This is a genomic window from Aerococcus sp. Group 2, assembly GCF_905125285.1.
Taxonomy (GTDB): Bacteria; Bacillota; Bacilli; order Lactobacillales; family Aerococcaceae; genus Aerococcus; species Aerococcus urinae_E.
Window position 1 is genome coordinate 1 of the sequence record NZ_CAJHPA010000005.1, and the last position, 23159, is coordinate 23159.

24 protein-coding genes are annotated in these 23159 nt (G+C 42.4%); 20 read left to right on the forward strand and 4 right to left on the reverse strand.

All coding sequences use genetic code 11. The features are described 5' to 3' along the window. Positions 1-150: 150 nt before the first annotated feature. Positions 151-846, forward strand: coding sequence for a RadC family protein (gene radC / locus JFU01_RS06995; RefSeq protein ID WP_195856390.1), 696 nt, complete (start codon positions 151-153; stop codon positions 844-846). Positions 847-911: 65 nt separating this feature from the next. On the opposite strand, the gene JFU01_RS07000 is transcribed toward radC, so the two are convergent. Together JFU01_RS07000 and JFU01_RS07005 are read right to left on the reverse strand one after the other, a co-directional pair. After that, entirely contained in the window at positions 912-1610 is a 699-nt protein-coding gene (locus JFU01_RS07000) for a hypothetical protein (protein WP_195856391.1), read from the reverse strand. A 1-nt stretch (position 1611) separates the two neighbouring features. Continuing rightward, the gene (locus JFU01_RS07005; protein WP_195856392.1) at positions 1612-2178 is read right to left on the reverse strand and encodes a tRNA (mnm(5)s(2)U34)-methyltransferase; all 567 of its coding nucleotides are present in this window, start codon (positions 2176-2178) and stop codon (positions 1612-1614) included. 170 nt (positions 2179-2348) lie between these two features. Between JFU01_RS07005 and JFU01_RS07010 the strand changes: the two genes are divergently transcribed. The 15 genes from JFU01_RS07010 (at position 2349) to rplT (ending at position 18298) form a co-directional block, all read left to right on the forward strand. Beyond that, positions 2349-4070 carry a LysM peptidoglycan-binding domain-containing protein gene (locus JFU01_RS07010; RefSeq protein WP_195856393.1) on the forward strand — a complete coding sequence of 574 codons (1722 nt, stop codon included), beginning with the start codon at positions 2349-2351 and terminating at the stop codon, positions 4068-4070. Positions 4071-4251: 181 nt separating this feature from the next. Continuing rightward, positions 4252-4668 (forward strand): hypothetical protein, encoded by a 417-nt coding sequence (locus tag JFU01_RS07015; RefSeq protein ID WP_064292218.1) that lies wholly within the window; start codon positions 4252-4254, stop codon positions 4666-4668. Positions 4669-4688: 20 nt separating this feature from the next. Beyond that, positions 4689-7355 (forward strand): DNA polymerase I, encoded by a 2667-nt coding sequence (gene polA / locus JFU01_RS07020; protein WP_198434215.1) that lies wholly within the window; start codon positions 4689-4691, stop codon positions 7353-7355. A 704-nt stretch (positions 7356-8059) separates the two neighbouring features. Next, complete coding sequence (mutM, locus tag JFU01_RS07025; RefSeq protein ID WP_195856395.1) at positions 8060-8872, forward strand: DNA-formamidopyrimidine glycosylase; 813 nt, start codon at positions 8060-8062, stop codon at positions 8870-8872. Between the two features lie 13 nt (positions 8873-8885). Beyond that, a complete protein-coding gene (gene coaE, locus JFU01_RS07030; RefSeq protein WP_013669342.1) occupies positions 8886-9494 on the forward strand; it encodes a dephospho-CoA kinase in 609 nt (202 codons plus the stop codon). Positions 9495-9594: 100 nt separating this feature from the next. Next, positions 9595-10116: a transcriptional regulator NrdR gene (gene nrdR, locus JFU01_RS07035; protein WP_041706156.1), complete on the forward strand. Its 522-nt coding sequence runs from the start codon at positions 9595-9597 to the stop codon at positions 10114-10116. Continuing rightward, positions 10113-11516 (forward strand): DnaD domain protein, encoded by a 1404-nt coding sequence (locus JFU01_RS07040; protein ID WP_195856396.1) that lies wholly within the window; start codon positions 10113-10115, stop codon positions 11514-11516. Before nrdR ends, JFU01_RS07040 begins: the two co-directional genes overlap by 4 nt. Continuing rightward, positions 11513-12442 (forward strand): primosomal protein DnaI, encoded by a 930-nt coding sequence (gene dnaI, locus JFU01_RS07045; protein WP_195856397.1) that lies wholly within the window; start codon positions 11513-11515, stop codon positions 12440-12442. The genes JFU01_RS07040 and dnaI overlap by 4 nt, the downstream gene beginning before the upstream one ends. Before the next feature lie 303 nt (positions 12443-12745). Continuing rightward, the gene (gene thrS, locus JFU01_RS07050) at positions 12746-14701 is read left to right on the forward strand and encodes a threonine--tRNA ligase (protein WP_195856398.1); all 1956 of its coding nucleotides are present in this window, start codon (positions 12746-12748) and stop codon (positions 14699-14701) included. 122 nt (positions 14702-14823) lie between these two features. Continuing rightward, positions 14824-15204 carry a GtrA family protein gene (locus JFU01_RS07055; protein WP_111821259.1) on the forward strand — a complete coding sequence of 127 codons (381 nt, stop codon included), beginning with the start codon at positions 14824-14826 and terminating at the stop codon, positions 15202-15204. A 1-nt stretch (position 15205) separates the two neighbouring features. After that, positions 15206-15670 (forward strand): O-acetyl-ADP-ribose deacetylase, encoded by a 465-nt coding sequence (locus JFU01_RS07060; RefSeq protein WP_195856399.1) that lies wholly within the window; start codon positions 15206-15208, stop codon positions 15668-15670. A gap of 28 nt (positions 15671-15698) precedes the next feature. Further along, positions 15699-16907: a M20 family metallopeptidase gene (locus tag JFU01_RS07065; protein WP_195856400.1), complete on the forward strand. Its 1209-nt coding sequence runs from the start codon at positions 15699-15701 to the stop codon at positions 16905-16907. Positions 16908-17139: 232 nt separating this feature from the next. Next, entirely contained in the window at positions 17140-17664 is a 525-nt protein-coding gene (gene infC, locus JFU01_RS07070; RefSeq protein WP_041706154.1) for a translation initiation factor IF-3, read from the forward strand. A gap of 17 nt (positions 17665-17681) precedes the next feature. Continuing rightward, positions 17682-17882, forward strand: a complete 201-nt coding sequence (rpmI, locus tag JFU01_RS07075) for a 50S ribosomal protein L35 (RefSeq protein WP_041706153.1) — start codon at positions 17682-17684, stop codon at positions 17880-17882. 56 nt (positions 17883-17938) lie between these two features. Beyond that, positions 17939-18298 (forward strand): 50S ribosomal protein L20, encoded by a 360-nt coding sequence (gene rplT, locus JFU01_RS07080; RefSeq protein ID WP_013669362.1) that lies wholly within the window; start codon positions 17939-17941, stop codon positions 18296-18298. 58 nt (positions 18299-18356) lie between these two features. Here the strand turns inward: rplT and JFU01_RS07085 are convergent, their stop codons facing one another. After that, a complete protein-coding gene (locus JFU01_RS07085; RefSeq protein ID WP_013668903.1) occupies positions 18357-18827 on the reverse strand; it encodes a Dps family protein in 471 nt (156 codons plus the stop codon). A 210-nt stretch (positions 18828-19037) separates the two neighbouring features. Between JFU01_RS07085 and JFU01_RS07090 the strand changes: the two genes are divergently transcribed. From JFU01_RS07090 to JFU01_RS07105, 4 genes are all read left to right on the forward strand, one after another. After that, positions 19038-20093: a methionine ABC transporter ATP-binding protein gene (locus JFU01_RS07090; protein WP_111851746.1), complete on the forward strand. Its 1056-nt coding sequence runs from the start codon at positions 19038-19040 to the stop codon at positions 20091-20093. A gap of 2 nt (positions 20094-20095) precedes the next feature. Further along, the gene (locus JFU01_RS07095) at positions 20096-20773 is read left to right on the forward strand and encodes a methionine ABC transporter permease (RefSeq protein WP_195856401.1); all 678 of its coding nucleotides are present in this window, start codon (positions 20096-20098) and stop codon (positions 20771-20773) included. 26 nt (positions 20774-20799) lie between these two features. Next, the gene (locus JFU01_RS07100; RefSeq protein WP_195856402.1) at positions 20800-21675 is read left to right on the forward strand and encodes a MetQ/NlpA family ABC transporter substrate-binding protein; all 876 of its coding nucleotides are present in this window, start codon (positions 20800-20802) and stop codon (positions 21673-21675) included. A 171-nt stretch (positions 21676-21846) separates the two neighbouring features. Continuing rightward, positions 21847-22371 (forward strand): GNAT family N-acetyltransferase, encoded by a 525-nt coding sequence (locus tag JFU01_RS07105; RefSeq protein ID WP_198434216.1) that lies wholly within the window; start codon positions 21847-21849, stop codon positions 22369-22371. Between the two features lie 13 nt (positions 22372-22384). Here JFU01_RS07105 and JFU01_RS07110 read toward each other — a convergent pair whose 3' ends face one another. Next, a complete protein-coding gene (locus JFU01_RS07110; RefSeq protein WP_195856404.1) occupies positions 22385-23032 on the reverse strand; it encodes an adaptor protein MecA in 648 nt (215 codons plus the stop codon). Between the last annotated feature and the right edge of the window lie 127 nt (positions 23033-23159).

Here is a 23159-nt window from a genome sequence, read left to right on the forward strand (position 1 = left end):
CTTACACTATATCTAAAAAAAGAAATAGCTCGAAGATAAATCCGTCGATTTACCTTCGAGCTAATCTTAGTATGTTTGTGTTTTTAACTCTTCGCTGTTTGATGAATTCAATGGGGCTTCGCGGCTATATAGGGTGGAGGTGGCTTAGATATGGATAGTAAAAAAACATGTATTCCTATAAAAACCTTGCCCGAATCGGCTAGACCGCGGGAGCGTTTAATGGAATATGGGGCCAATAGTTTGCCAACTTATGAATTGCTGGCTATTATTTTACGATCAGGGGGCAAATATGGGTCAGCCATCCAGTTAGCCCATAAACTCTTGAACCATTTTGAAGACTTATATCAATTGAAAATGGCTGCTACGGAAGAATTACTGGCCATTGAAGGCATTGGTAAGGCTAAGGCAGTGGAACTCCAGGCTATTTTTGAGTTCTCCAAGCGTTTACACCAAGCCCGGTTAATGAAATTGGGGACCATTCATTCCAGTCAGGAAGCAGGGGATTATTATCTCAGTGAATTAGCGGACAGTCATCAAGAGAAGGTCTTGGTCTTTTACTTAAATACTAAGAATGAAGTGATCAAAAAACAGATTATCTTTATTGGTGGTTTAAATATGTCGGTAGCCCATCCTCGGGAAATCTATAAAGAAGCGGTTAGGGTATCGGCTGCCCGAATCATGGTAGGCCACAACCACCCTTCAGGGAATCCGGAACCCTCCCCAGAAGATATCGAATTCACTCGCCGATTAAAGGAAGCGGGAAAAATAATAGGGGTTGAACTTTTGGACCATTTAGTGGTGGGGCATAGCTCTTTTATCAGTTTAAGAGAACAAGGTTTGCTGTGATACAGGCTGATTTCAGGGGGAGGATCTTAAGATGCTAAAACCCTCTTGCCGGGGGGCAAAGAGGGTTAGTTTTCATGGAGCTTATTTTTTTCTTGGTAGTGCTTACTGATGAGACAGACAATACTTAAGAGAATCAGCCCGACCACTAGTGAGACTTGGTCTTGATTAAAGAAAATGGCGGCTGGGATCGCCACAATAAGGAGCGAGGCTCCCCAGAGGACCAAGCTTTTCTTAGCTTTTGTTATTAATTGGGTCAAACAGGCCAGAAATCCTAAGTAAATCAACCAATAGCTCAGGCTAAATGCGGTAAGAAAAGTTGAAAAATTTAAGTATTCTAACAGGTTATTCACTAATAATAATTGTCCGGAATAGACGATGATAGGTAGATAAGGGGTCCACTGCTGGCTGATCATATGGCTATGAGTTAAAAGCCAGATAAGAATACTTAGGACTAGGGCCAACCACCCAAAAGAAAAGGCGACTAAAAAAATGATTATAAAGCATAGGCATTCGATGAAGAGTAAAGCCTTAGCCTGGCCGATCAGGGAATGCTTTTCACCAAAGCTAAAGAGTAAAAAGAGTTCCTGGTTAAGCCATTGAAAGATAAAAGCCAGGCCTAGGCCGTAAAAATTGATGATTTCGGTTGACCCGATGGCTTTTAATCCAGGAAGGAAGGCTAATAAAAGCAAAGAAAATTGAAAACAAAAATTCGACCAAGAAAAAGACTGCTGGAAGCTTTTTAACAGGGATTTCACTCTATTCATACTAGGATCTCCTCTCGACAAGAAATAATTTTGGGGGGAGGTGCTTTTGGTTAAGGAATTCAAAGTGACTAGCGCTATACTGATCTTGGTCGATTTGACTGAGGAAGTCTTGAATCGCCGAAGCTTCTTCTCTTCCCCCAGGATGGCCCAAGTAGGCCGCCACTAAGAGAATTCCGCCAGGATTTAACCGTGAAAGACTAGACTCGATAGCTGGGATTGTTGACTCGGGCTTGGTAATAATGCTTTTATCTCCCTTAGGGAGGTAACCCAAGTTAAAAATGACCAGGTCCAAGGAGTCATCAGCCTTAAGATACTGAGAAATTTTAGCGTGAGAGTCATGGTAAAGACTCACTTGCTTTTGACAGTGATGTTTTTCTAATAAAACTTCAGTGGTTTCAATGGCTTGTTCTTGGAGGTCAAAGCCATAGACCTGGCCTGACTGGCCGACGAGTTGGGCTAAGAGTAAGGTGTCATGGCCATTGCCAATAGTGGCGTCTAAGGCGGTCATGCCGGTTTGTAAATGTCCTTTGATAATGTGATGGCTGACTTCGATCACATTTTTTAACATAAAATTTCCTCGCATTCTATCGAATTGCTTACATTATACGCTAGCAATGTTACAAAATTATTACGAATATTAAGAATCCCATCTTTTGTTAAAAGGCATTTTTTTCCTCGCGATTTATACTATAATTATTAATGAGTAATTCTAGATGATGAGAGGGGATTTCTAATATTATGACAGGTCATCAAGAAAAGTCCAAGAAACTTATTAAGACCAGTGCGGTTTTATTGAGCTCCGTAGTTGCTATTGCTGGGGCCGATGCATTGGCAAACTATACACCCGTCCAAGCAACGACTTTGGCACCTACTAGTAATAATTTTCTTAATAAAATTTTACCTTACGCCTATGACTTAGCCAATCAAAATGACCTTTATGCTTCTGTGATGATGGCACAAGCAGCCTTAGAATCAGGCTGGGGGTCTAGCCGCTTATCTCAAGCACCCTATAATAATCTCTTTGGTATCAAGGGGAATTATAAAGGAAAAACGGCTAATTTTAACACCCTAGAGGATGATGGTCGCGGAAATTATTATCAAATTAATGATGGCTTTCGGATGTATCCATCTTACCGGGAATCCCTCATCGATTATGTTGGCGTCCTAAAAAATGGGACTTCTTGGAACCCTAATTTCTATAGTGGCGCCTGGAAGAGCAACACCAATTCCTATAAGGATGCCACAGCTTGGTTAACCGGTCGCTATGCAACTGATACTTCCTATGGCAGCAAATTAAATAGCATTATCGCTAAGAATAATTTAAGTCAATACGATACGCCAGGGAAAACGATTAGCAACAAGCAAACGAATTCCAGCCAAGTAAGCACGCCTACAGCTCAACCAGGCGGACGGTCCTATGTGGTGAGACCTGGTGACGGCCTATGGACAGTAGCTCGCCAACTGGGAACTAGTATTGAGGCAGTCAAACAAGCTAACGGCCTCAGTTCCAACCTGATTTATCCAGGCCAAGTCCTTTACGCCGGGGCAAGCTCATCCAGTCCAGCTAAGGCAAACACGAGCTCACCAGTAAGGCCTTCTAGCCCTGCTGCTAAGCCCACTCAGTCTGCCAAACAATCCTACACGGTGCGTGCTGGAGACGGTTTATGGACAGTTGCTAAGAACTTGGGAACGACCATTGAAGCAGTGAAAGCTGCTAATGGCTTAACTTCTAACTTTATCTATCCTGGTCAGGTTCTCTATGCTCCTGGGCAAAAACAAAATTCAGCTAGCCAAGTAGTGACAAATACCAATCAGCAATCTCAAGGTCAAAGCAATACAGGCTACAAGACCTACACTGTCCAAGCTGGGGACGGCTTGTGGACAGTGGCACGGCACTTGGGGATGACTGTGGATACTTTAAAGGCTAAGTATGGCTTAACTTCGAATTTCATTTATCCAGGCCAAGTCTTTACTAACCAAACTAGCCAAGGTAGTCATAAGCCATCTAACAATAGCCCAGCTGCCAATAACCCAAGACCAAGTCATAATGGTAGTCAGGCAGGGGTCTACCAAGTCCAAGCTGGGGATACCCTCTACCGCATTGCCCGTAACCAAGGCCTGACTGTGAATCAGTTAAAAGAAATTAACGGCTTAACTTCCAATGCGATTTATGTAGGTCAAAAATTGAATTTAGCGGCTAAAGCTGCTTATCAACCCACAGCTAAATCAGGAGTAAGTGCTAGTCAAGCAACTAGTGCACCAACCCCTAGTCAAAGGCCAGCCAGCCCTAAGCCAGTCAGTCAAGGTCAAGCGGCCAATACTTATCAAATTAAGGCCGGCGATAACTTATATCGAATTGCACTTAACCATGGGATTTCCTTAAACCAATTACTGGCAGCCAATCAATTAAAGGCCAACTCATTGATTTTACCTGGCCAACAATTGGTTATTCCACAATAAAATATAAAAATATTTGAAAAGTCTGACCACTGTCTCTAAGTCATCGCTGACCTAGCCAGTTTGGTCAGGCTTTTTTTATCATTGGCTTTTATTTTTGCCTAGCTAGGCTTTTTGTCAACTGGGCCTGCTTTTGCTAAAATAAAAGAAATACTTAAAATATAAGGGAGAAGAGTGGTGGCTAATGGAAGAAAAGCAAAATCAGAAAAGAAGATTTCAAGTGGGCGATACTTTTTCCACAACGGAATCTTTTCGTGAACGCGATATCATGCTCTACATGGGAGTAACGGATGATCATAATCCCCTTTATTTACCTGGTAAGGAGGGCGCCCAGATTCCGCCTATTGCTCTAATTGGAGCCGTAACACGGACAGTTTCAGGCCAATTCCCTGGCCCCCATTCAGATTTGGTGGAATTGAATTTTACGATTAATAATCCCATCTATCATCATGTGACCCTGACCTTTCATTTCGAAATTTTAAGAGTTGATGAATTAAAGGGCTACCTCACTATTCATGTCATTACTAATAATGAAACCACGGGAGAAAAAAATGTTATGGATGCCATGCTAACCGTTCTTCCCCAATATATGGACCATTAAGATTGTAAAGGAGAATCAACTTGTCCAAGCAAGAAAAATTATTGCTATTCGATGGCTCATCATTAGCCTTTCGGGCTTTCTTTGCCATGCATGATTTAAATCGTTTTAAAAATAATAAAGGCCTACATACCAATGCCCTATATGCTTTTCACTTGATGTTGACCCACGTCTTAGAAAAAGAAAAGCCTAGCCATGCCCTGGTGGCTTGGGATGCTGGTAAGACCACCTTTCGGACGGCATATTATCCTGAATACAAGGGAGGCCGGGATAAAACGCCGCAAGAATTTGTAGAACAGATGCCTTATTTTAATAAGTTGCTGGATGCATTTGGTATTGCCCACTATGAATTAGCAAATTATGAAGCGGATGATATCATTGGTACCCTGTCCCAAAGAGGCGCAGAGGCTGGTATGGAGGTAGTGATTATCTCTGGCGATAAGGACTTGATTCAACTGGCTAGGGACCAGGTTAGGGTAGATATTAACCGTAAGGGAGTGACTAATATTGATTCCTATACTCCTCAATCCATCCAAACAGATCAAGGGATCAGCCCTGAACAACTCATTGATGTTAAGGGATTGATGGGCGATAATTCCGATAATTATCCTGGTGTGACTGGAATTGGGGAGAAGACCGCCTTGAAACTAATCCAGGAATTCGGTTCCATGGAAGAGGTCTATGCTAATATCGATCAAGTCTCCGGGAAAAAACGTAAGGAAAACTTAGTCAAGGATAAGGACCAGGCCTTTTTATCCAAAAAATTAGCCCGAATTATTCTTGATGCTCCAGTTGAAAAATCCCTGGCAGACTTAAAATGCCAAGGCATTCAGGCTAAAGATTTGGTTAACTTTTATCGTGAGATGAACTTCAAGCAATTTATGGAAAAATTCTTAGCTAACTCTGGGGCTGATGCTGACTTTGAATTAGAGGATTCCAGCTGGGAAGTCCCTGATTATCAAGTCCTTGACCAAGTTGAAGCTAAGCATTTCACCCAAGACCAAACAGCCCTCTATCTAGAAATGTTCGAAAATAATTACCATGAAGGGGAGTTAATTTACCTTGTTTGGGGGAATAAGGATCATATCTACTTGGCCTCACCAGACCTGGTGAAGGAAAGCCAAGCTTTCAAAAATTGGATAGAAGATCCCCATGCTAAAAAGGTCCTCTATGATGCTAAACGCAGCCAAGTGATCTTAAAAGGCTTGGGGATGGACTTAGAGGGGGTTAGTGATGATGTTCTAATCGCATCCTATCTCATCCATGCCCGTGATTTAAGTGGCGATGTGGCTAATGTGGCCCGAGAATTCAATTTGGATTATCTAGCCTATGATAGTGAAGTCTATGGGAAAGGCAAGAAAGTGGCGGTTCCTGAAGATAAAAACCGTCTTTATGACCACCTGGTAGCTAAGGTATCTGTTATTAATGACCTACTACCTATTATTAAAGATCGCCTAGAAGCGGATGAGATGGTCGAACTTTACCGAAAAATTGAACTCCCTCTAGCCCAAGTTCTAGCTAAAATGGAAATTATGGGGATTTCCGTTGACCGCAGCAGGCTGGTAGGTTTATCCCAGTCTTATGAAGAGCAACTTGACCAGCTGCAAGAAGAAATCTACCGGGAAGCCGGGGTTGAATTTAATATTAATTCCACCCAACAGCTGAGCAAGATTCTCTTTGAAGATATGGGCCTAAAGGGGGGCAAGAAAACCAAGTCTGGTAACTATTCAACGGCCCAATCTGAATTGGAAAAATTACAAGGGGTGCCCATCATTGATTTGATCCTAGCCTATCGTCAATTAGCTAAGCTCCAATCCACTTATGTTCAAGGAATCCTCGATTATATCCACCAAGATGGCAAGGTACACAGTCGTTTCATTCAAACCCTAACCACTACCGGACGCTTAAGTTCAGCTGATCCGAACTTACAAAATATTCCTATCCGTACCGAAGAGGGGCGTAAAATTCGCCAAGCCTTTGTGCCTTCTCATCCGGACTGGGTCATTTTCTCATCGGACTATTCGCAAATTGAATTACGTGTCCTTGCCCATGTTTCTGGTGACCCTCATCTTCAAGAAGCCTTTAAAGAAAATAAGGATATCCACACCGCTACAGCGGCCAAAGTCTTCCATAAAGATGAAAAGGACATTAGTAAGGATGAAAGACGTCAAGCCAAGGCAGTCAATTTTGGAATTGTTTACGGGATTAGTGACTATGGTCTCAGTCAAAACCTTTCGATTTCTCGTCAAGAGGCCAAGGCCTTTATTGATAAATACTTTGAAATTTATCCTAAAGTGGCTGAATATATGGATAAGAGTGTGGAAATCGCCCGTGAGGCTGGATACGCTAAAACCCTCTTTAACCGCCGTCGCTACCTTCCTGACTTAAAGGCTAAAAATTATAATGTTAGGTCCTTTGCCGAAAGAACCGCAATGAATTCGCCAATTCAAGGGACGGCAGCCGATATTATTAAGGTAGCCATGGTTGAGATGGATCAAGCCTCAAAGGAACAGCAACTTCAGGCAAATCTCCTACTCCAAGTCCACGATGAGTTAATTTTTGAAGTAGCCAAAGAGGACTTAGAAGACTTAGCTGCCTTAGTTAAAGACGTCATGGAAAATGCAGTTTCCTTAGACGTCCCATTAATTGTTGATAGTAACTATGGGTCCACTTGGTATGATGCCAAGTAGGAAAATCTAAGAAAGGTTTTAATAGAGAAGATAGGCTGGGGCAGGAGTTTTAAGCCTTTCAAATAAAGGGAGTAAAACCTGATTTAAAAATTAGCTTTGCTGGCATTTTTATAAACGAAGGGAGACTATTGAATACGGTTCTCTCTTCGTTTTTTGTTTTAGCTGTCCGAATCTGAGGATATAGTATGCCTAGCGTTTTCGTCCTTTGTTGTGACCGTCGCACTCTTCAGTTGAGTTCGGAAGGGTGAGGGGATGTCCTTTCAGAAAAGTTGAACGATCAGCAAGCTGATCTTATCATCTTTTCCTCCAAGGAATCTCTCTCCCTGATCCTTCCTCTCATCCTTATAACCGAGCTTATCCCAGTTTTCTCCAGTTGCTATAGCTGTTCGAAGTGGAGCGAGTTACAGATATAGTATGCGTAGCTCTCTCCCCTCTTATTGCGCTTGTCACACTCTTTCAAACGTGCTCCGGGTGCAGATCGAACTCCACTTCACTAAAGGGCGACGAATTCTTTTTAGAATGCTTACGCCCTTTAGCTCCAGTTGCTATAGCTGTAGGAAGCGAAGCGACGTACAGATATAGTATGCGCAGCGTTTTCGTCCTTTGATGTGACCATCGCACTCTTTACTTTATTTATGGTTATTGTTTGATTAGAATAGGTTAGACTGCTAACAGTGTTTTAGCGGGATGAAGGAGGCTAGTTAATGCCAGAGTTACCTGAAGTAGAAAATGTGAGACGGGGGCTTAATAGAGCCCTTCCTCAAGCCCAAATACAGGATGTGGAAGTAAAATGGCCAAAGATTATTAATTGCCCAGCCCAAGTCTTTCGCCAAGCCATGCAAGGGGAGACCTTTGAACGAGTCGACCGTTATGGAAAATACCTGTTTTTTTATTGGAGCGATTACGCCTGGATTAGCCATCTGCGGATGGAAGGCAAGTATTTTGTCTGCGATAGGCAGACGCCGGTTTTAAAGCATAGTCACCTCATCTGTCACTTGCGTGATGGCAGGGACCTACGCTATTATGATGTGCGTAAATTTGGTCGGATATCCTTATTTTCTCGTCAAGATATGCCCCAAGCTATTAAAAATTTAAAACTCGGTCCAGAACCCTGGGATATTAGCTTGGATCAATTCCAAAAAATATTAGCGGCATCCAAGCGCCCCATTAAATCATTAATACTGGACCAGCAAAAAATTGCCGGAATTGGTAATATTTATGCTGATGAATCTCTATTTCAAGCGGGAATTTATCCAGGTCGGCCAGCCAATTCGTTGACTGACCAAGAGACCTTGCTCCTATTAGAAGCCATGCGAGATATACTGAGTCGAGCGGTAGACTTAGGCGGCTCTAGTGTGCGGACCTATCAGAACACCTTAGGGGAGGACGGTCAATATCAAAATTATCTCAAGGTTTACCAGCGCCAGGGCCAAGCCTGTTTAAATTGTGGAAGAACCATTGAGAAAATTAAGTTAGGACAGCGAGGGACGCATTTTTGTCCCAATTGTCAGAAATAAAGGGAGTGTATGAATGACTTTTCGCTTAGGATTAACAGGGTCAATTGCTACAGGAAAATCTACTGTTTCTAATTATTTTAAAAAAGTTGGTTTTCCGGTAGTGGATGCAGACCTGGGGGCTCGAGCTGTCGTTGAGCCGGGAACACAGGGTTTACAAGCTATAAAAGAGCATTTTGGAGAGGATTTTCTCTTTCCCAATGGCACCCTTAACCGGAAGAAATTAGGGGATGTGGTCTTTACAGATAAGGATCAACTCAAAGCGCTTAATCAACTGCTCTTGCCTTATATCTATGACTGGGTCAACGACCAAGCCCAGTCTTACCAAGACCAGGGCCATCAATTGATTGTTTTGGATATTCCTTTACTCTATGAGACCAAGTACCAGGATGCTTGTGATGCGGTCATGTTGGTTTATGTTCCTGAAAGTATTCAACTACAACGATTGATGGACCGGGATAATTTAAGTGAAGACGAGGCCTTTGACCGCATGCTGTCTCAATATAATATTGAACAGAAACTTCGCTGGGCAGATATTGTGATTGATAACCAGGGCAGCATCCAGCAAACGGAAAAGCAAGTCGAGGCCTGGTTGAGTATCCAAGGCTTTCAAGCTATAAAATAAGCTGACCAAGCTGGATTTTGCCCCTTATCCTTCCGCCTTTAAACTGTGCTATAATTAATAAAAGAAATATTTTAGAAAATGTCCAAGGAAGGTGAATATTGTGCGCTGCCCCAGATGTCAAGATAATAATACGAAGGTAATCGATAGTCGGCCTGTGGAGGAAAATACATCGATAAGAAGGCGACGCCTATGTACGCAATGTGATTTTCGCTTCACGACCTTTGAACGGGTAGAAAAGATGCCTTTACTGGTTATCAAGCGGGACGGTACCCGGGAAGAATTTTCCAAAGAAAAATTATTACGGGGCCTAGTGAGATCCTGTGAAAAACGGCCAATCGCCCTAGAGACCTTAGAAGAAGTGGTTAAGAATATCGAATCGGACATTCGGCAAAAAGGACAAAACGAGGTGCCTTCAACCCTAATAGGGGAAATGGTCATGGATATTTTGCCCAAGATCGATGAAGTTGCCTATATTCGCTATGCCAGTGTCTACCGTCACTTCGAAGATCCTACCGTCTTTTTGCAAGAAATTGAGCAGTTGAAGCAAATGCAAAAAAATAACGCGGAGGGGCAAACGAATTTAGACTTAGAAGCCAATAACGCGGAGGAAGATCAGTCTTGAATCCATGGGAAAAGTTAAATCCACGTGAACCTCTCAAAATTATCCTCACACAAATTGTTTCCAATGCCGATCTGGAAGTCTTAACCTATCTCTACCAACCAATTATTGGCGCTGAAGCTTTTGCTCTCTATATGACTCTTTATGCCTATATTGACCGTTCGACTTATCAATCAGAAGTAATTAATCATGGGGAAATTATGGACCAATTGGTTTTTTCTAAAGAACGCTATGTCAGAAGTAGGCGCCGATTAGAAGCCATTGGCCTCTTACGTAGCTACACCCAGCAAAGTGGTCAAGCCCCAGTGCAGGCCCTCTATCAGTTGTTAGCGCCGGTTTCTTCTGAGCAGTTTTTTAAGGATAGCTTAATGACTAGCTTACTTTTAGACCATGTGGGGGAAGTGCGTTTTAATTCCTTATTAGACCGCTTTAGCTTTGAAAAGATTGCTGATAGTCAGGAAAATGACTGGCAGGAGGTCACAGCGACTTTTCAGGATGTTTTTCATCTGTCCCAAAGCAGTCGCCAATTGACTGAAAGCGAAAAGCAAAGCTTGTTAAAGAAGCCTAGTAAATCCCTTATAAAAACTAGCCTGGTCAGTGATTTTGATATGGCTTATTTTACTGAGTTGGTACAAAGGTCGTTCCTCAGTGAGCGGGCGGTCAGTCAAGAAGTTAAGGAGATGACCCAAAGCCTCCATGCTCTCTATGGCTTGGATGAAGTTGACCTGTCCCAGTTTGCCATTAAGGCAAGTAATGTAAGAACCAACCAAGTGGACATTAATTACTACCAAGGCCTAGTGATCAAGGCCATGGCGGACCAACCGGTAAATAAACGACCTGATTATCAAATGGACCAAGCCAAGCAGCAGACCGAGAGTCAGGGTCAGGATTTACCCAAAGAAAATCAGGATGAAGCTAGTCTAGCCTTGATCAAGGCGGCTAAGGCTTATCCGCCCCTAACCTTTGCTAAGACTATCAAAGAACAAAAAAACGGCTATCTAACGACCAACGAGATAAAAACCTTAGAGATGGTCATGAATAAGGGCCTTATCGATGGACCGACCTTGAATATTATGATTCACTATTATTTGATCAGCCAGGAAAGTTCAAGTATCGTCAGGTCGACCTTTGAGCGGACAGTGGATGATTGGAGTCAAAAAAATATTCAAAGTCCGGAACAGGCGCTGACCTATCTCAACAAACGGACTAAACGGATTCAAAAACAAAGACAAAGCAAAAATAAGCGGCAAAATACCAAACGTAAGACCTATCAAGAATTACAGCCCGCTTGGTTTAATCAAAAACAAGAGACGGCAGATAAAGAGGAAAAAATGGACCATGAAAGTGTCCAAGCCTTAGCCGATCGGATTCGGGCATTGAATAGTGAGGAGGGAGACGAATGAGAAATATTGGGGAAGATATCAGCCATGAGCTCAATAAAGGCAACTTTCGCCAACGCTTAGACCAAACCAAGGCCCAAGTTTTGAGTGATCCGGATGTTAGACAATTTATTGATAAGCATAAAGAAGACTTGGACCAAGAAACGATTGACCGTTCGATATCGAAACTCTATGAATTTGTTCAAGAAAAAGAACGGATAAGGGCGGGGAAAAGGCCCAAATTTCCTAATTTCTATCCTAAGCTCATTATGAATTTTAATTATATTGATATTGAATACCAGGCGACTGATGAATTCCTCGCCGCCCAAAAAGAGCGGGAGAAGAAGCAACGGGTCACTTTACTGGAAATGCCTAAGGATTTAAAGCGAGCCTCCTTCCAAAACTTTGACCTGACCGATCCTAAACGGCAAGCTGCCTTGGAGAAGGCCATTGATTTTGTCGAAGCCATGCAGTCTAAGCCCAAGCAATTTCATCAAGGCCTTTATTTACATGGTCCTTTTGGCGTGGGGAAGTCCTATTTAGCGGCAGCTGTGGCAAACCATTTGGCTGAGCATGGTTTCACGACCACTTTGTTCCACTATCCTACTTTTATTAGTGAAATTAAGAGCGCTATCAAAGATAATCGTGTTAACCAGCGACTCAAGAGCCTCCAAGACGCCCAAGTATTAATGATTGATGATATTGGTGCTGAAAGTAATTCGGCCTGGGTCCGTGATGAAGTCCTAGGGGTTCTCTTGCAGAATCGTATGAGTCAAGGCCAGGCTACCTTTTTCACTTCTAATTTTTCCATGAAGGAATTAGAAAATCATTTGGCCCATACCAATCAAGGAGATTCGGAAACCGTCAAGGCGCAGCGGATTATGGAAAGGGTTCGTTATTTGAGCGAGGAAGTAACCATGTCCGGACGCAACCGTCGCTATTCGAATTAGTAGTCCGTTCACTTTCCTAAATAAAAGCTTGAATTGTTTCATAAAAAGTGCTTTAATTAAAGCAAGTCAATGATAGAAGACTGAATATAATCAACTTGTACAAGAGACAGGCTAGTTGGTGCAAATGCCTGACAGGTTTTATAGGATACCACTTCTTAGACTTTCTATATGACGTTAGCGCAACGTTATCAGCGTACTAGAGACACTATAGGTGTAAACTAGGGTGGAACCACGATATGAATTAGTAATCGTCCCTTCTGAGCATGCTCAGAAGGGATTTTTTTATAGGAGGAATTTGATAAAATGATACAGTTAACTTTTCCTGATCAAAGTGTAAAGGAATTTGAAGCCGGTGTGAGTGGCCGCGATGTGGCTAAATCCATTAGCAATTCTTTAGCTAAACGGGTGGTTGCTTACACTTTAAATGATGAATTAAAGGGCTTAGATGAAGCGATTGAAAGTGATGGCAGCATTCGTTTAATCGACCCTAAGAATAAAGAAACTGAACAAGAAGCCTTAGATATTCTCCGCCATTCCAGCGCCCACTTACTGGCTCAAGCTTTGCGTCGCCTCTATCCTGACATTAAATTTGGGGTAGGGCCAGCCATCGAAAATGGCTTCTACTATGACACCGATAATGGTCAAGGCCAACAAGTGAGTGAGGAAGACTTGCCACGGGTTGAAGATGAGATGGAAAAGATTGTTAAAGAAGACTACCCAGTGGTAGGTAAGGAAGTAAGCCGTGAAGAAGCCAAGGAAATCTTTAAAAATGACCCTTATAAGTTAGAAATTATTGCTGATTTACCTGAAGATGCCACCCTTACCACATATAGCCAAGGAGAATTTACTGATCTCTGCCGGGGTGGCCATGTGCCTTCAACTGGCTATATTAAACACTTTAAATTACTTTCCTTAGCAGGAGCTTACTGGCGAGGAAACTCTGACAATGCCATGATGCAAAGGGTTTATGGGACCAGTTACTTCAATGAAAAAGACCTTAAAGAGGATCTTAAACGTCGCGAAGAAGCTAAAGAACGTGACCACCGTAAAATTGGTAAAGAATTAGACCTCTTTATGATTGATCCTAAAACTGGACAAGGTCTGCCATTCTGGTTACCAAACGGAGCAACCATTCGCCGTCAAGTTGAACGCTATATTGTCGACAAGGAAGTTCAAGCCGGTTACCAACACGTCTATACCCCAATCATGGCTGATGTAGACTTATACAAGACGTCTGGTCACTGGGACCACTACAGTGATGATATGTTCCCAACCATGGATTTTGAAGATGGTGAAAGCTTTGTCTTACGTCCAATGAACTGCCCTCACCACATCCGGGTTTACCAAAATAAGGTGCATTCTTACCGGGAATTACCTATCCGCATTGCTGAACTAGGGATGATGCACCGTTATGAAAAATCAGGTGCTCTGTCCGGTTTACAACGGGTAAGAGAAATGACCCTGAATGACTCCCATATCTTTGTGCGTTTAGACCAAATTAAGGACGAATTCAAGAGCATTTTACGCTTCATGCAAGATGCCTACCATGACTTTAATATTACCGACTACCGTTATCGTTTAAGTTACCGCGATCCTAAAGATACCAAGAAATACTTCGATGATGATGAAATGTGGGAAAAAGCCCAATCCATGTTAAAGGAAGCTATGGATGAATTAGGCTTGGACTACTTCGAAGCCGAAGGGGAAGCGGCCTTCTACGGGCCTAAGTTGGATGTCCAAGTGAAAACCGCTCTTGGCAATGAGGAAACCCTTTCAACCATCCAATTAGACTTCCTCCTACCGGAAAAATTCGATGTGACCTATGTCGGTGAAGATGGTCAAAACACCCACCGTCCTGTGATGATCCACCGGGGAATTGTTTCCACTATGGAACGTTTTGTAGCTTACTTAATTGAAGAATATAAGGGTGCCTTCCCAACTTGGTTAGCTCCACAACAAGCCATCTTAATCCCAGTGAATGAAAACCAACATGCGGATTATGTCTACCAAGTGGCTAACCGTATGCGTAGTGAAGGGCTCCGGATTGAGGTTGATGACCGGAATGAAAAAATGGGTTACAAGATTCGTGAAGCCCAAACCCGCAAAGTGCCTTATCAATTAGTCTTTGGTGACAATGAAATTGAAAATGGCACGGTAACTGTTCGTCGTTATGGCTCTAAGAAAACAGAAACTGTGGACTTAGATGAATTCATCAACATGATCCATGAAGAAATTGATAGTTATGGTGTAAAAGACTAGTTAACTTGACAACGTGCTTAGGCTTTTAAGCTAATGATCTAGTGACCAATTAGCTTAAAGCTGGCACGTTTTTTATCAGTTAAAAGCAAGTGACCTCTAAAAAGAAAAGTGGGAGGGAAAAGATGATCAGGCAAATTATGCGCTTTATCCTGGTAGGTGGGCTAAGCACGCTTCTTGATTTTATCGTCTTTAGCTTATTAATCAGCTGTCAAGTCCATTACTTAGGGGCTAATTTGTGTGCCTTTATGCTTTCCTTAGTCTTTAACTATTGGGCCAGTATGCGCTTTGTCTTTCAGTCTAGCTTTTCTAAGGAGGAGCGTTGGCGGGAATTTCTTCTGTTTTTAGTCTTAGCTCTTTCAGGCTTGCTGATTCAAGAACTGATCTTATACCTACTGATAGAGCAACTAAGCCTGGACGCCCATCTGGCTAAATTAGCTGGAATTCTTGTGGTCATGGTTTATAATTTTCTTAGCCGAAAAGCATTATTAGAAAGCGAGCAGTGATATGACATTTCAAATCATTCATGGGGATATTACCCAAGTGGAAGTAGAAGCCATTGTCAATGCAGCCAACTCCTCCCTGCTAGGAGGTGGAGGTGTCGATGGGGCCATTCACCAGGCGGCTGGCCCTGAACTTTTGGCTGAATGCAAGCAATTAGGGGGCTGTCCAACTGGTCAGGCCAAATTAACCCGCGGCTATCAATTACCCGCTGATTATGTTATTCACACGGTAGGGCCAGTTTGGCAGGGTGGCGACCAGGAAGAAGAAGCCCTATTAACTTCTTGCTACCTAGAGTCTCTCCAGCTAGCTGCTAGTATCCCGGTAAAGTCGCTGGCCTTTCCTTTAATATCCGCTGGGGTATATGGCTATCCCAAGGACCAAGCCTTGTCAGTGGCAAAAAGTACCATTCAAAGCTTTTTAGCCACTTATCCCAAAGACCTCGACGTCTTTCTGGTCCTCTATCCCTAATAACTAACAGAGAGAAGGTAAAGCATTAATGAAAGATGAGCAAAAAATCACCGCCCTTCATGATCATGTGCGACAAAAAGTTAAAGCAAATTTTCCGCAAATTCTTGATATCAGTCAGTTCATTTTCCAACATCCAGAATTAGGCGACCAGGAATACGTCTCTTCGGACTATCTCGCCAAGCTCCTCCAAGAAGCTGGTTTTCAGGTAGACCGAGCCTATCAGGGGATTGAAACTGCCTTCCGAGCAGAATTTCGCTTGGGAGATGGGCCTAAGATTGCCTTTTTAGCGGAATATGATGCCTTGCCGGGATTCGGACCCGATAAAAAACCAGGTCACGCCTGTGGCCACAATTGGATCTCAGCTTCGACTGTAGGGGCAGGAATTGTCTTAAGTCAAATGAAGGAGTTCTTCCAAGGAACGGTGGTTGTGATTGGTACGCCAGCGGAAGAAAATTTTGGCCGCAAGGTCGATTTAGCTCGGAGCGGAGCTTTTGATGATATTGATACCTGTATGCAGATGCATCTCTATGAAAGTACCAACCTCAAGGCCAGTGCCCTAGCCATGAATGCCGTCAACTTTCACTTTATCGGTCGGGCCGCTCATGCCGCCATGAGTCCCGAATTGGGAATCAACGCCTTGGATGCTGTCAACTTGACCTTTACCGGGGTCTCTTACCTCAGGCAACAACTGCCCAGTGATGTCCGCATCCATGGCATTATTAAAGAAGGGGGCCAGGCCGCCAATGTTATTCCTGAATCGGCGACGGCTTTCTTCTATGTGCGGGCACCTAAATTAGCCATTTATCGTCATGCCATGGATCGGGTCATTAATTGTGCCCGCGGCGCTGCCTTGATGACAGGCTGTCAATTGGAAATCAGCTATCCAGAAAATGAATTCTATGACCTCTTAGTTAATCCAGTATTGGCCGACCGCATGGAAGATCACATGCGCCTGAGTGGTTTTGACGATATTAGTGAGGAAGAGGAAAAACCTGGGTCTACTGATATTGGCAATGTGAGCTATGCTTGCCCAACTTTTTATGGCAATGTGGGCGTTGGTCAGGGTAAGGTTTTCGTTCATGAAGAAGGCTTTCTCCAAGTGGCTGATAGTCCAGAAGCCCACCAGCAACTTAAGCGAGCCGTGGAAGCCTTTGTCGCTTTAGCTATTGAACTTGATCAAGATCCTGACTTGCTCTTAAAAGTGAAAGAAGCCTTTAAAGCACAAATTAAAGAATAATGTCTTGACAAGGTGAAAGCTTTATAGTAATCTATAAAAGTTGAGAAAAGAAGCAGAAACACCCGTTTCTCGCCTGAGTTGACAAGGACGTCCTCGGGCCGATAGATACAGTGACACATGGTCCCTAGGGACTATTGTGCAAGTACGGCGGGTATAGTGTTTTATATTCGCCGTTTTTCTATGCCGAAATCTCATTTATTGTTGTCACTTTAACATTCGGAGGTGAAGGTATATCGCTAAGAATAAATTTAACGAATTATTTACTAATGAAGATATTCGTGCAAAAGAATTACGCGTTATCGATCCAGAAGGAGAACAGCTAGGGGTTATTTCAAAAAGAGATGCCTTAGAGCGGGCTGAGGAAGCAGGACTCGATTTAGTTCTGGTCTCACCTAATGCTAAGCCGCCTGTTGCTCGGATCATGGATTATGGTAAATATCGTTATCAACAGCAACGTAAAGCGCGTGAACAACGTAAAAATCAAAAGACGATTCAAGTGAAAGAAATCCGTTTAAGCCCAACGATTGATGAAAACGACTTTCAAACTAAAGTACGTCAAGGAAAGAAATTCATTGATAAAGGGGACAAGGTGAAGGTTTCTATTCGCTTTAGAGGTCGCGCCATTACCCATAAAGATTTAGGTCGCGAGGTTTTGGAACGCTTTGCCAGCGAACTTGCTGATGTAGCTACTGTAGAGCAAAAACCTAAGATGGAAGGACGCTCTATGCAACTACAATTAGCACCAAAAGAAGATTAATTTCAGGAGGATATATTATGCCAAAACAAAAAACACATCGTGCGTCAGCTAAACGTTTTAAACGTACTGCTTCAGGAAAATTAAAACGTAGCCATTCAGAACGTTCACACCGTTTTCACGGTAAAACCAAGAAACAACGTCGTCAACACAAACAACCAGCAATGGTGCATGTTTCCGACCAAAGACGTATTAAACAAATGCTTGACACTTACAAGTAAGATCAGTTAAGCAGGACGCATAGATAGAGAACTAAGTATAATCAAGGAGGAATAACATGGCACGTGTTAAAGGTGGAACGGTTACACGCCGTCGTCGTAAAAAATATTTAAAATTAGCAAAAGGTTACTTTGGTAGCAAATCAACCAACTATAAAGTAGCTAAACAAGCGGTTATGAAATCCTATTCATACGCTTACCGTGACCGTCGTCAAAGAAAACGTGACTTCCGTCGTTTATGGATTACCCGTATTAATGCGGCTGCACGTTTAAATGGCTTAAGCTATAGCCGTTTAATGAACGGTTTACACCAAGCTAACGTGGATATCAACCGTAAAATGTTAGCAGATATCGCTGTTAACGATGCTGAAGCTTTCACTGCAATCTGTGACCAAGCCAAGGCTGCACTTGAAAAATAAGTATTAAAAAAGGACCCACAGCGGTCCTTTTTATGTTTATAAGTAAATTTTATTGGCCTTAGTCTTTGTCAATATTAGGGGCTTGGCCCAGTTCCGCTTCAACCATCCATAGGGTTTTTTGAGCGTCACGGAGGTAGCCAGTACAAATGTCCTCACTAGCGACATCGCCCTCCTTACTTGCTGCATCGACCCCTAGTTGATAGTCGTCTGCTAAGATGCGGATAACATCAGCCACCCGATGCATATCTTCTTGGATACTGGTATTCCACTCGCCCTTATGGTCGGGAATACGGGTGTGGTCAGAAAATTCTTTAAGGGTTGAGAAGGGGGAACCATCGATAGTAATTATACGTTCAGAAACAACATCGAGCTGTTCAAGAATATCATCCATAAAGCTATCGAGTTTTGGATGATAGAAAAGAAAACCTTCCCCACGCATATACCAGTGAATTTGATGGATAACGGTGTGGGCTTGAACCAGGTCAGCAACTAATTGATTAAGTGCTTTTTTTGTTTCTGTGTATGCCATTATGTATCATATCCTTTCTCTAGCATTACTTTCTACTTTAGAATAATTATAAAATTAATGTTTTTGAAAGTAAAGTAAGAGACCTGTGGGGGCAATTCAACTTTGTTATCGATAAAAGCGATCAAGTGTAATATAATAGAAGCCATGCTGAAAAGGCAAAAAAATGTTAGAATAGTGTTTATGAAAGTGATAGAAAGGTAGGCGGTCGTTTTGATTGAATTAAAAAATGTATCCGTTACTTTTGAGAGTGATGATAAAGCCGTTCATGCCGTTAAGGATGTGTCCTTATCCATCCAATCAGGAGAAATCTTTGGTGTGATTGGCTACTCTGGCGCTGGAAAAAGTACCTTAGTCAGAACCATTAATTGCCTGCAAAGACCAAGTAGTGGACAGGTTTTTGTTAATGGTCAAGAAATTACAGCGCTATCTGAAAAAGATCTACGTCTAGCCCGTAAAAAAATTGGAATGATTTTCCAACATTTTAACTTAATGAAATCCCGGACAGTTGCCGAAAATGTTGCCTATCCCTTAAAGGGGTCCGGCTTATCTAAAGAAGAAAGTCAAAAGAAAGTCCAACACTTACTGGACCTGGTAGGCTTGGGTAACCGGGGGGATTCTTATCCTAGTCAATTATCCGGTGGTCAAAAGCAAAGGGTCGCTATTGCGCGGGCCTTGGCCAATGATCCCCATGTCCTTCTCTGTGATGAAGCTACCAGTGCCTTAGACCCAAAAACAACCAGCCAAATCTTAGACTTGCTCAAGCAAGTTAACCGCGAATTGGGAATTACCATTGTCATTATTACCCATGAAATGGCTGTTATCAAACAAATCTGTGACCGGGTAGCGGTTATGGAAGCTGGCTCAGTGGTTGAACAAGACAGTATTTTAAATATCTTCTCAAACCCGCATGAAGAATTAACCCAAGACTTTATTAGTTCAGCTAGTCCGACAGAAAAAGGCATTGAAACCATCCTGGCCAACCCTGATTTATTAAATATTGAGCCCGGTGACCGCCTCTTACGGATTGACTTTACCGGAGCTTCTACTGGCGAGCCTTTGATTGCCTCCTTGACTAAGAAGTATGATTTATTAGCTAATATCCTTTATGCCAATATTGAAATTCTTCAAGGAACGCCGGTGGGGACGCTTCTGATTTCCTTAAATGGAGAACCTAGCCGAGTCCAAGAAGCCATTGACTTTGTCCATAGTAGTGGGTCTCATACTAAGGAGTATACATTCGATCATATAGAGAAGGGGGATAAATAAGCATGGAATTCTTAGAAAAAATCATGCCAAATGTGGTGGCTATTTCCGACCAATTCGTTGAAGCCACTTGGGAAACCTTATTTATGACGGTTATTACCTGCCTCTTTGCCTTTGCTATTGGTTTAGTGATCGGCGTCTTCCTAGTTCTCTATATGCCAGGAGGTCTTAAAGAAAATAAGGCAGTTTATAATGTCTTAGATAAGGTTGTTAACATCGGTCGGTCGATTCCCTTCGTTATTTTAATTGCACTTTTAGGGGGCTTTACCCGCCTAATTATGGGGACAGCCATCGGGACAGCAGGAGCCCTGGTTCCCCTAATTGTGGGAACGATTCCTTTCTATGCCCGCCAAGTCCAAAACGCCTTATTAGAAATTGATCCTGGTGTCATAGAAGCAGCCCTAGCCATGGGATCTACCACAACTGAAATTGTTACCCGGGTTTACTTGAAAGAAGCTATCCCAGGTTTGATTCGGGTATCTGCCCTAACCATCATTAACGTGATTGGTTTAACCGCTATGGCAGGTGTCGTTGGTGGCGGTGGTCTTGGGGACTTAGCTATTAACCGTGGTTACCAACGTTACCAAAATGATGTAATCCTAGTTGCTACTTTATTGATTTTAATAATGGTCTTCATCAGTCAAGCTGTTGCTGACCGTTTAGTAAAACATTTCGAACATTAAACGAATTATAAAAGGGGAGAATTTTTATGAAGAAATGGAATGTTGTTTTAGCCTCAGCCTTATCCTTATTATTACTAGGAGGCTGTTCAAAAGAAGCCAAAGCGCCAGAAGAGGGCGGTACTGTCACTGTTGGGGTTGCTGGTGAAAATGAAGAAAAGATTTGGACCGAAGTCTCTGAAAAATTGAAAGATGAAAATATTGACTTAAAAGTTCAACTATTCTCTGATTATGTGCAACCTAACCGTGCCGTTCAAGAAGGCGAAATTGACATGAATGCTATGCAACATGTGGCTTATTTATTGGACTATAATAAGAACAATAATGCTGACTTAGTGCCGATTGGTTATACTTATATTTCAGCCATGGTGGTCTACTCCGATACGGTTAAAGACCTTAAAGACCTTCCTCAAAACGCTAAAGTAGCTATCCCTAATGACGCTACCAATGGGGGCCGGGCCTTACTCTTATTAGAACAAGCTGGTGTCTTAGAAATCGACGATAATGCAGGGATTACTCCTACTGTTAATGATATTACCTCGAATCCTAAAAATATTGAGCTGGTTGAAATGGATGCTGCCCAAGTGCCACGTGCCTTGAAAGACTCTGACGCTATTGTTGCTAATACCAACTACGCGGTTTCAGCAGGTTTTGATCCTAATGATGGTATTTTCTCTGATACCGATGACCTTGATAATTTAGGAACTCAATATAAGAATATTATTGCAGTGAAATCTGAAAATAAAGACAATGAAGTTTATAAGAAGATTGTGAAAGCCTACCAAAGTGAAGACGTTGAGAAGAAAATTAAAGAAATCTCTGGTAACGCTGACCAAAAAGCCTGGACCGACAATGATCAACCAGAAGAAGACTTCCATAAACTTCAAGATGAAGGGCAAAAATAATCCTAAGTTCTTAATGATTGCCTACTAAGCATTAAAAGCTTCTATCCACATGAGACTTTAGAAATATCTGTGGATGGAAGCTTTTTTATTTTGAGCTAAAGAATTTTCATTACTCAAGCTAATGGACTTTATGGTAAAGTGGTAATGAACTTCTTACCGGGAGGAATTAGGATGGAAAAAATGCGAATTCGCTTAGCTCAGAGTGAAGATTTACCAGCTATCCAGGCGATTATTAAGGCGGGGGCGGCTTATTTACGCCAACAAAATATTGATCAATGGCAGGGTCCAACCGTCTACCAAGCGGACAGCTTATTAAAAGATATTGAAGAAAAAAACGCGTATTTAGGCTTAATCGAAGAGGATGTGGCCGGCTTTTTTATTGCCCGGCCCATAGACAGGGATTATGACAACTATTCAATTTGGCAGGGTCAGGGAGACTACCTGGCTTTTCATCGGGTGGCCTTGGCGACTAAGTACCGTGGTCAGGGGCTTAGTCGGGCCTTATTTCAGGCCTTTGAAGACCTAGCTTATCATTTAGAGACTAATGACTTAAGAATTGATACCCATCCCGATAACCTTGGCATGCAGAAGATTATCTTAAAAGCCGGTTACCAGTACTTAGGAGAGATTGAATTAGCGGGTAGTGGCAGACGCTATGCCTACGAAAAAATTATTCCAATAAAAAAATCCAGCTGATGAGCTGGATTTTTTATTGGAATAATTGAGCGACCTGGTTAATTGATTCTGGATGAATTAATAATTGGCCATGCTCGCGGAGTAGGGCAGGAGCAAAGGGACTCAGCTGACCAAACTCTAAGGCATAGCTAGTCAGATCTGCTTGTCTAGCCTGGGTTAGGTCTTCTTTCTCAAATCTTATAATCACTTGAAAAAGCTCTTGGTAGACATAGACTTCTAGCCTAGCTTCATCCACTTGGTAGGATTTCAGAAAAGTCAGGACTTGGTCCCAGGACTTAAAGGCTAAAGTAAGTTCAGGTCGACCTCCCTTTGTTTCTGCTTCACTAGGGTTTGTAGAGGAGTTTTCCTCCTCGGGACTCATATTTTGTGTAATATTTTCAAGTAGATTTTCCAAGCCATCCTTGTCCATATATTGGCCATCTGCTGTGGCTTTACTAATATAGAGGTCGATACCGCCATTTTTAGGAAGGACTTGGAAAGTTAAAGCTTCTGAATCTTGAAAGCGCTTTGAAACATCTGCTTCTTCTAAGATACTCATAAAGAAGTTTTCAACTTGGCTTTGATCTTTCATGAGGTCTAAGAGGGTAATTCCGCGCGATTCGAGATCATCTTTGGCAATGAATACGCGCATGGTATTATCGTTAAGATACTCCATTTCCATCACAAATCACCTCCGAATATTTAGTGATTATCTTTTCTTTAAGCATATTTTGTTTCAACGATTATTTTACCATAAATCATCTAAAATGAAAAAAGGCATCTTCACCCTCCATTCAAAAAGCTAGAGG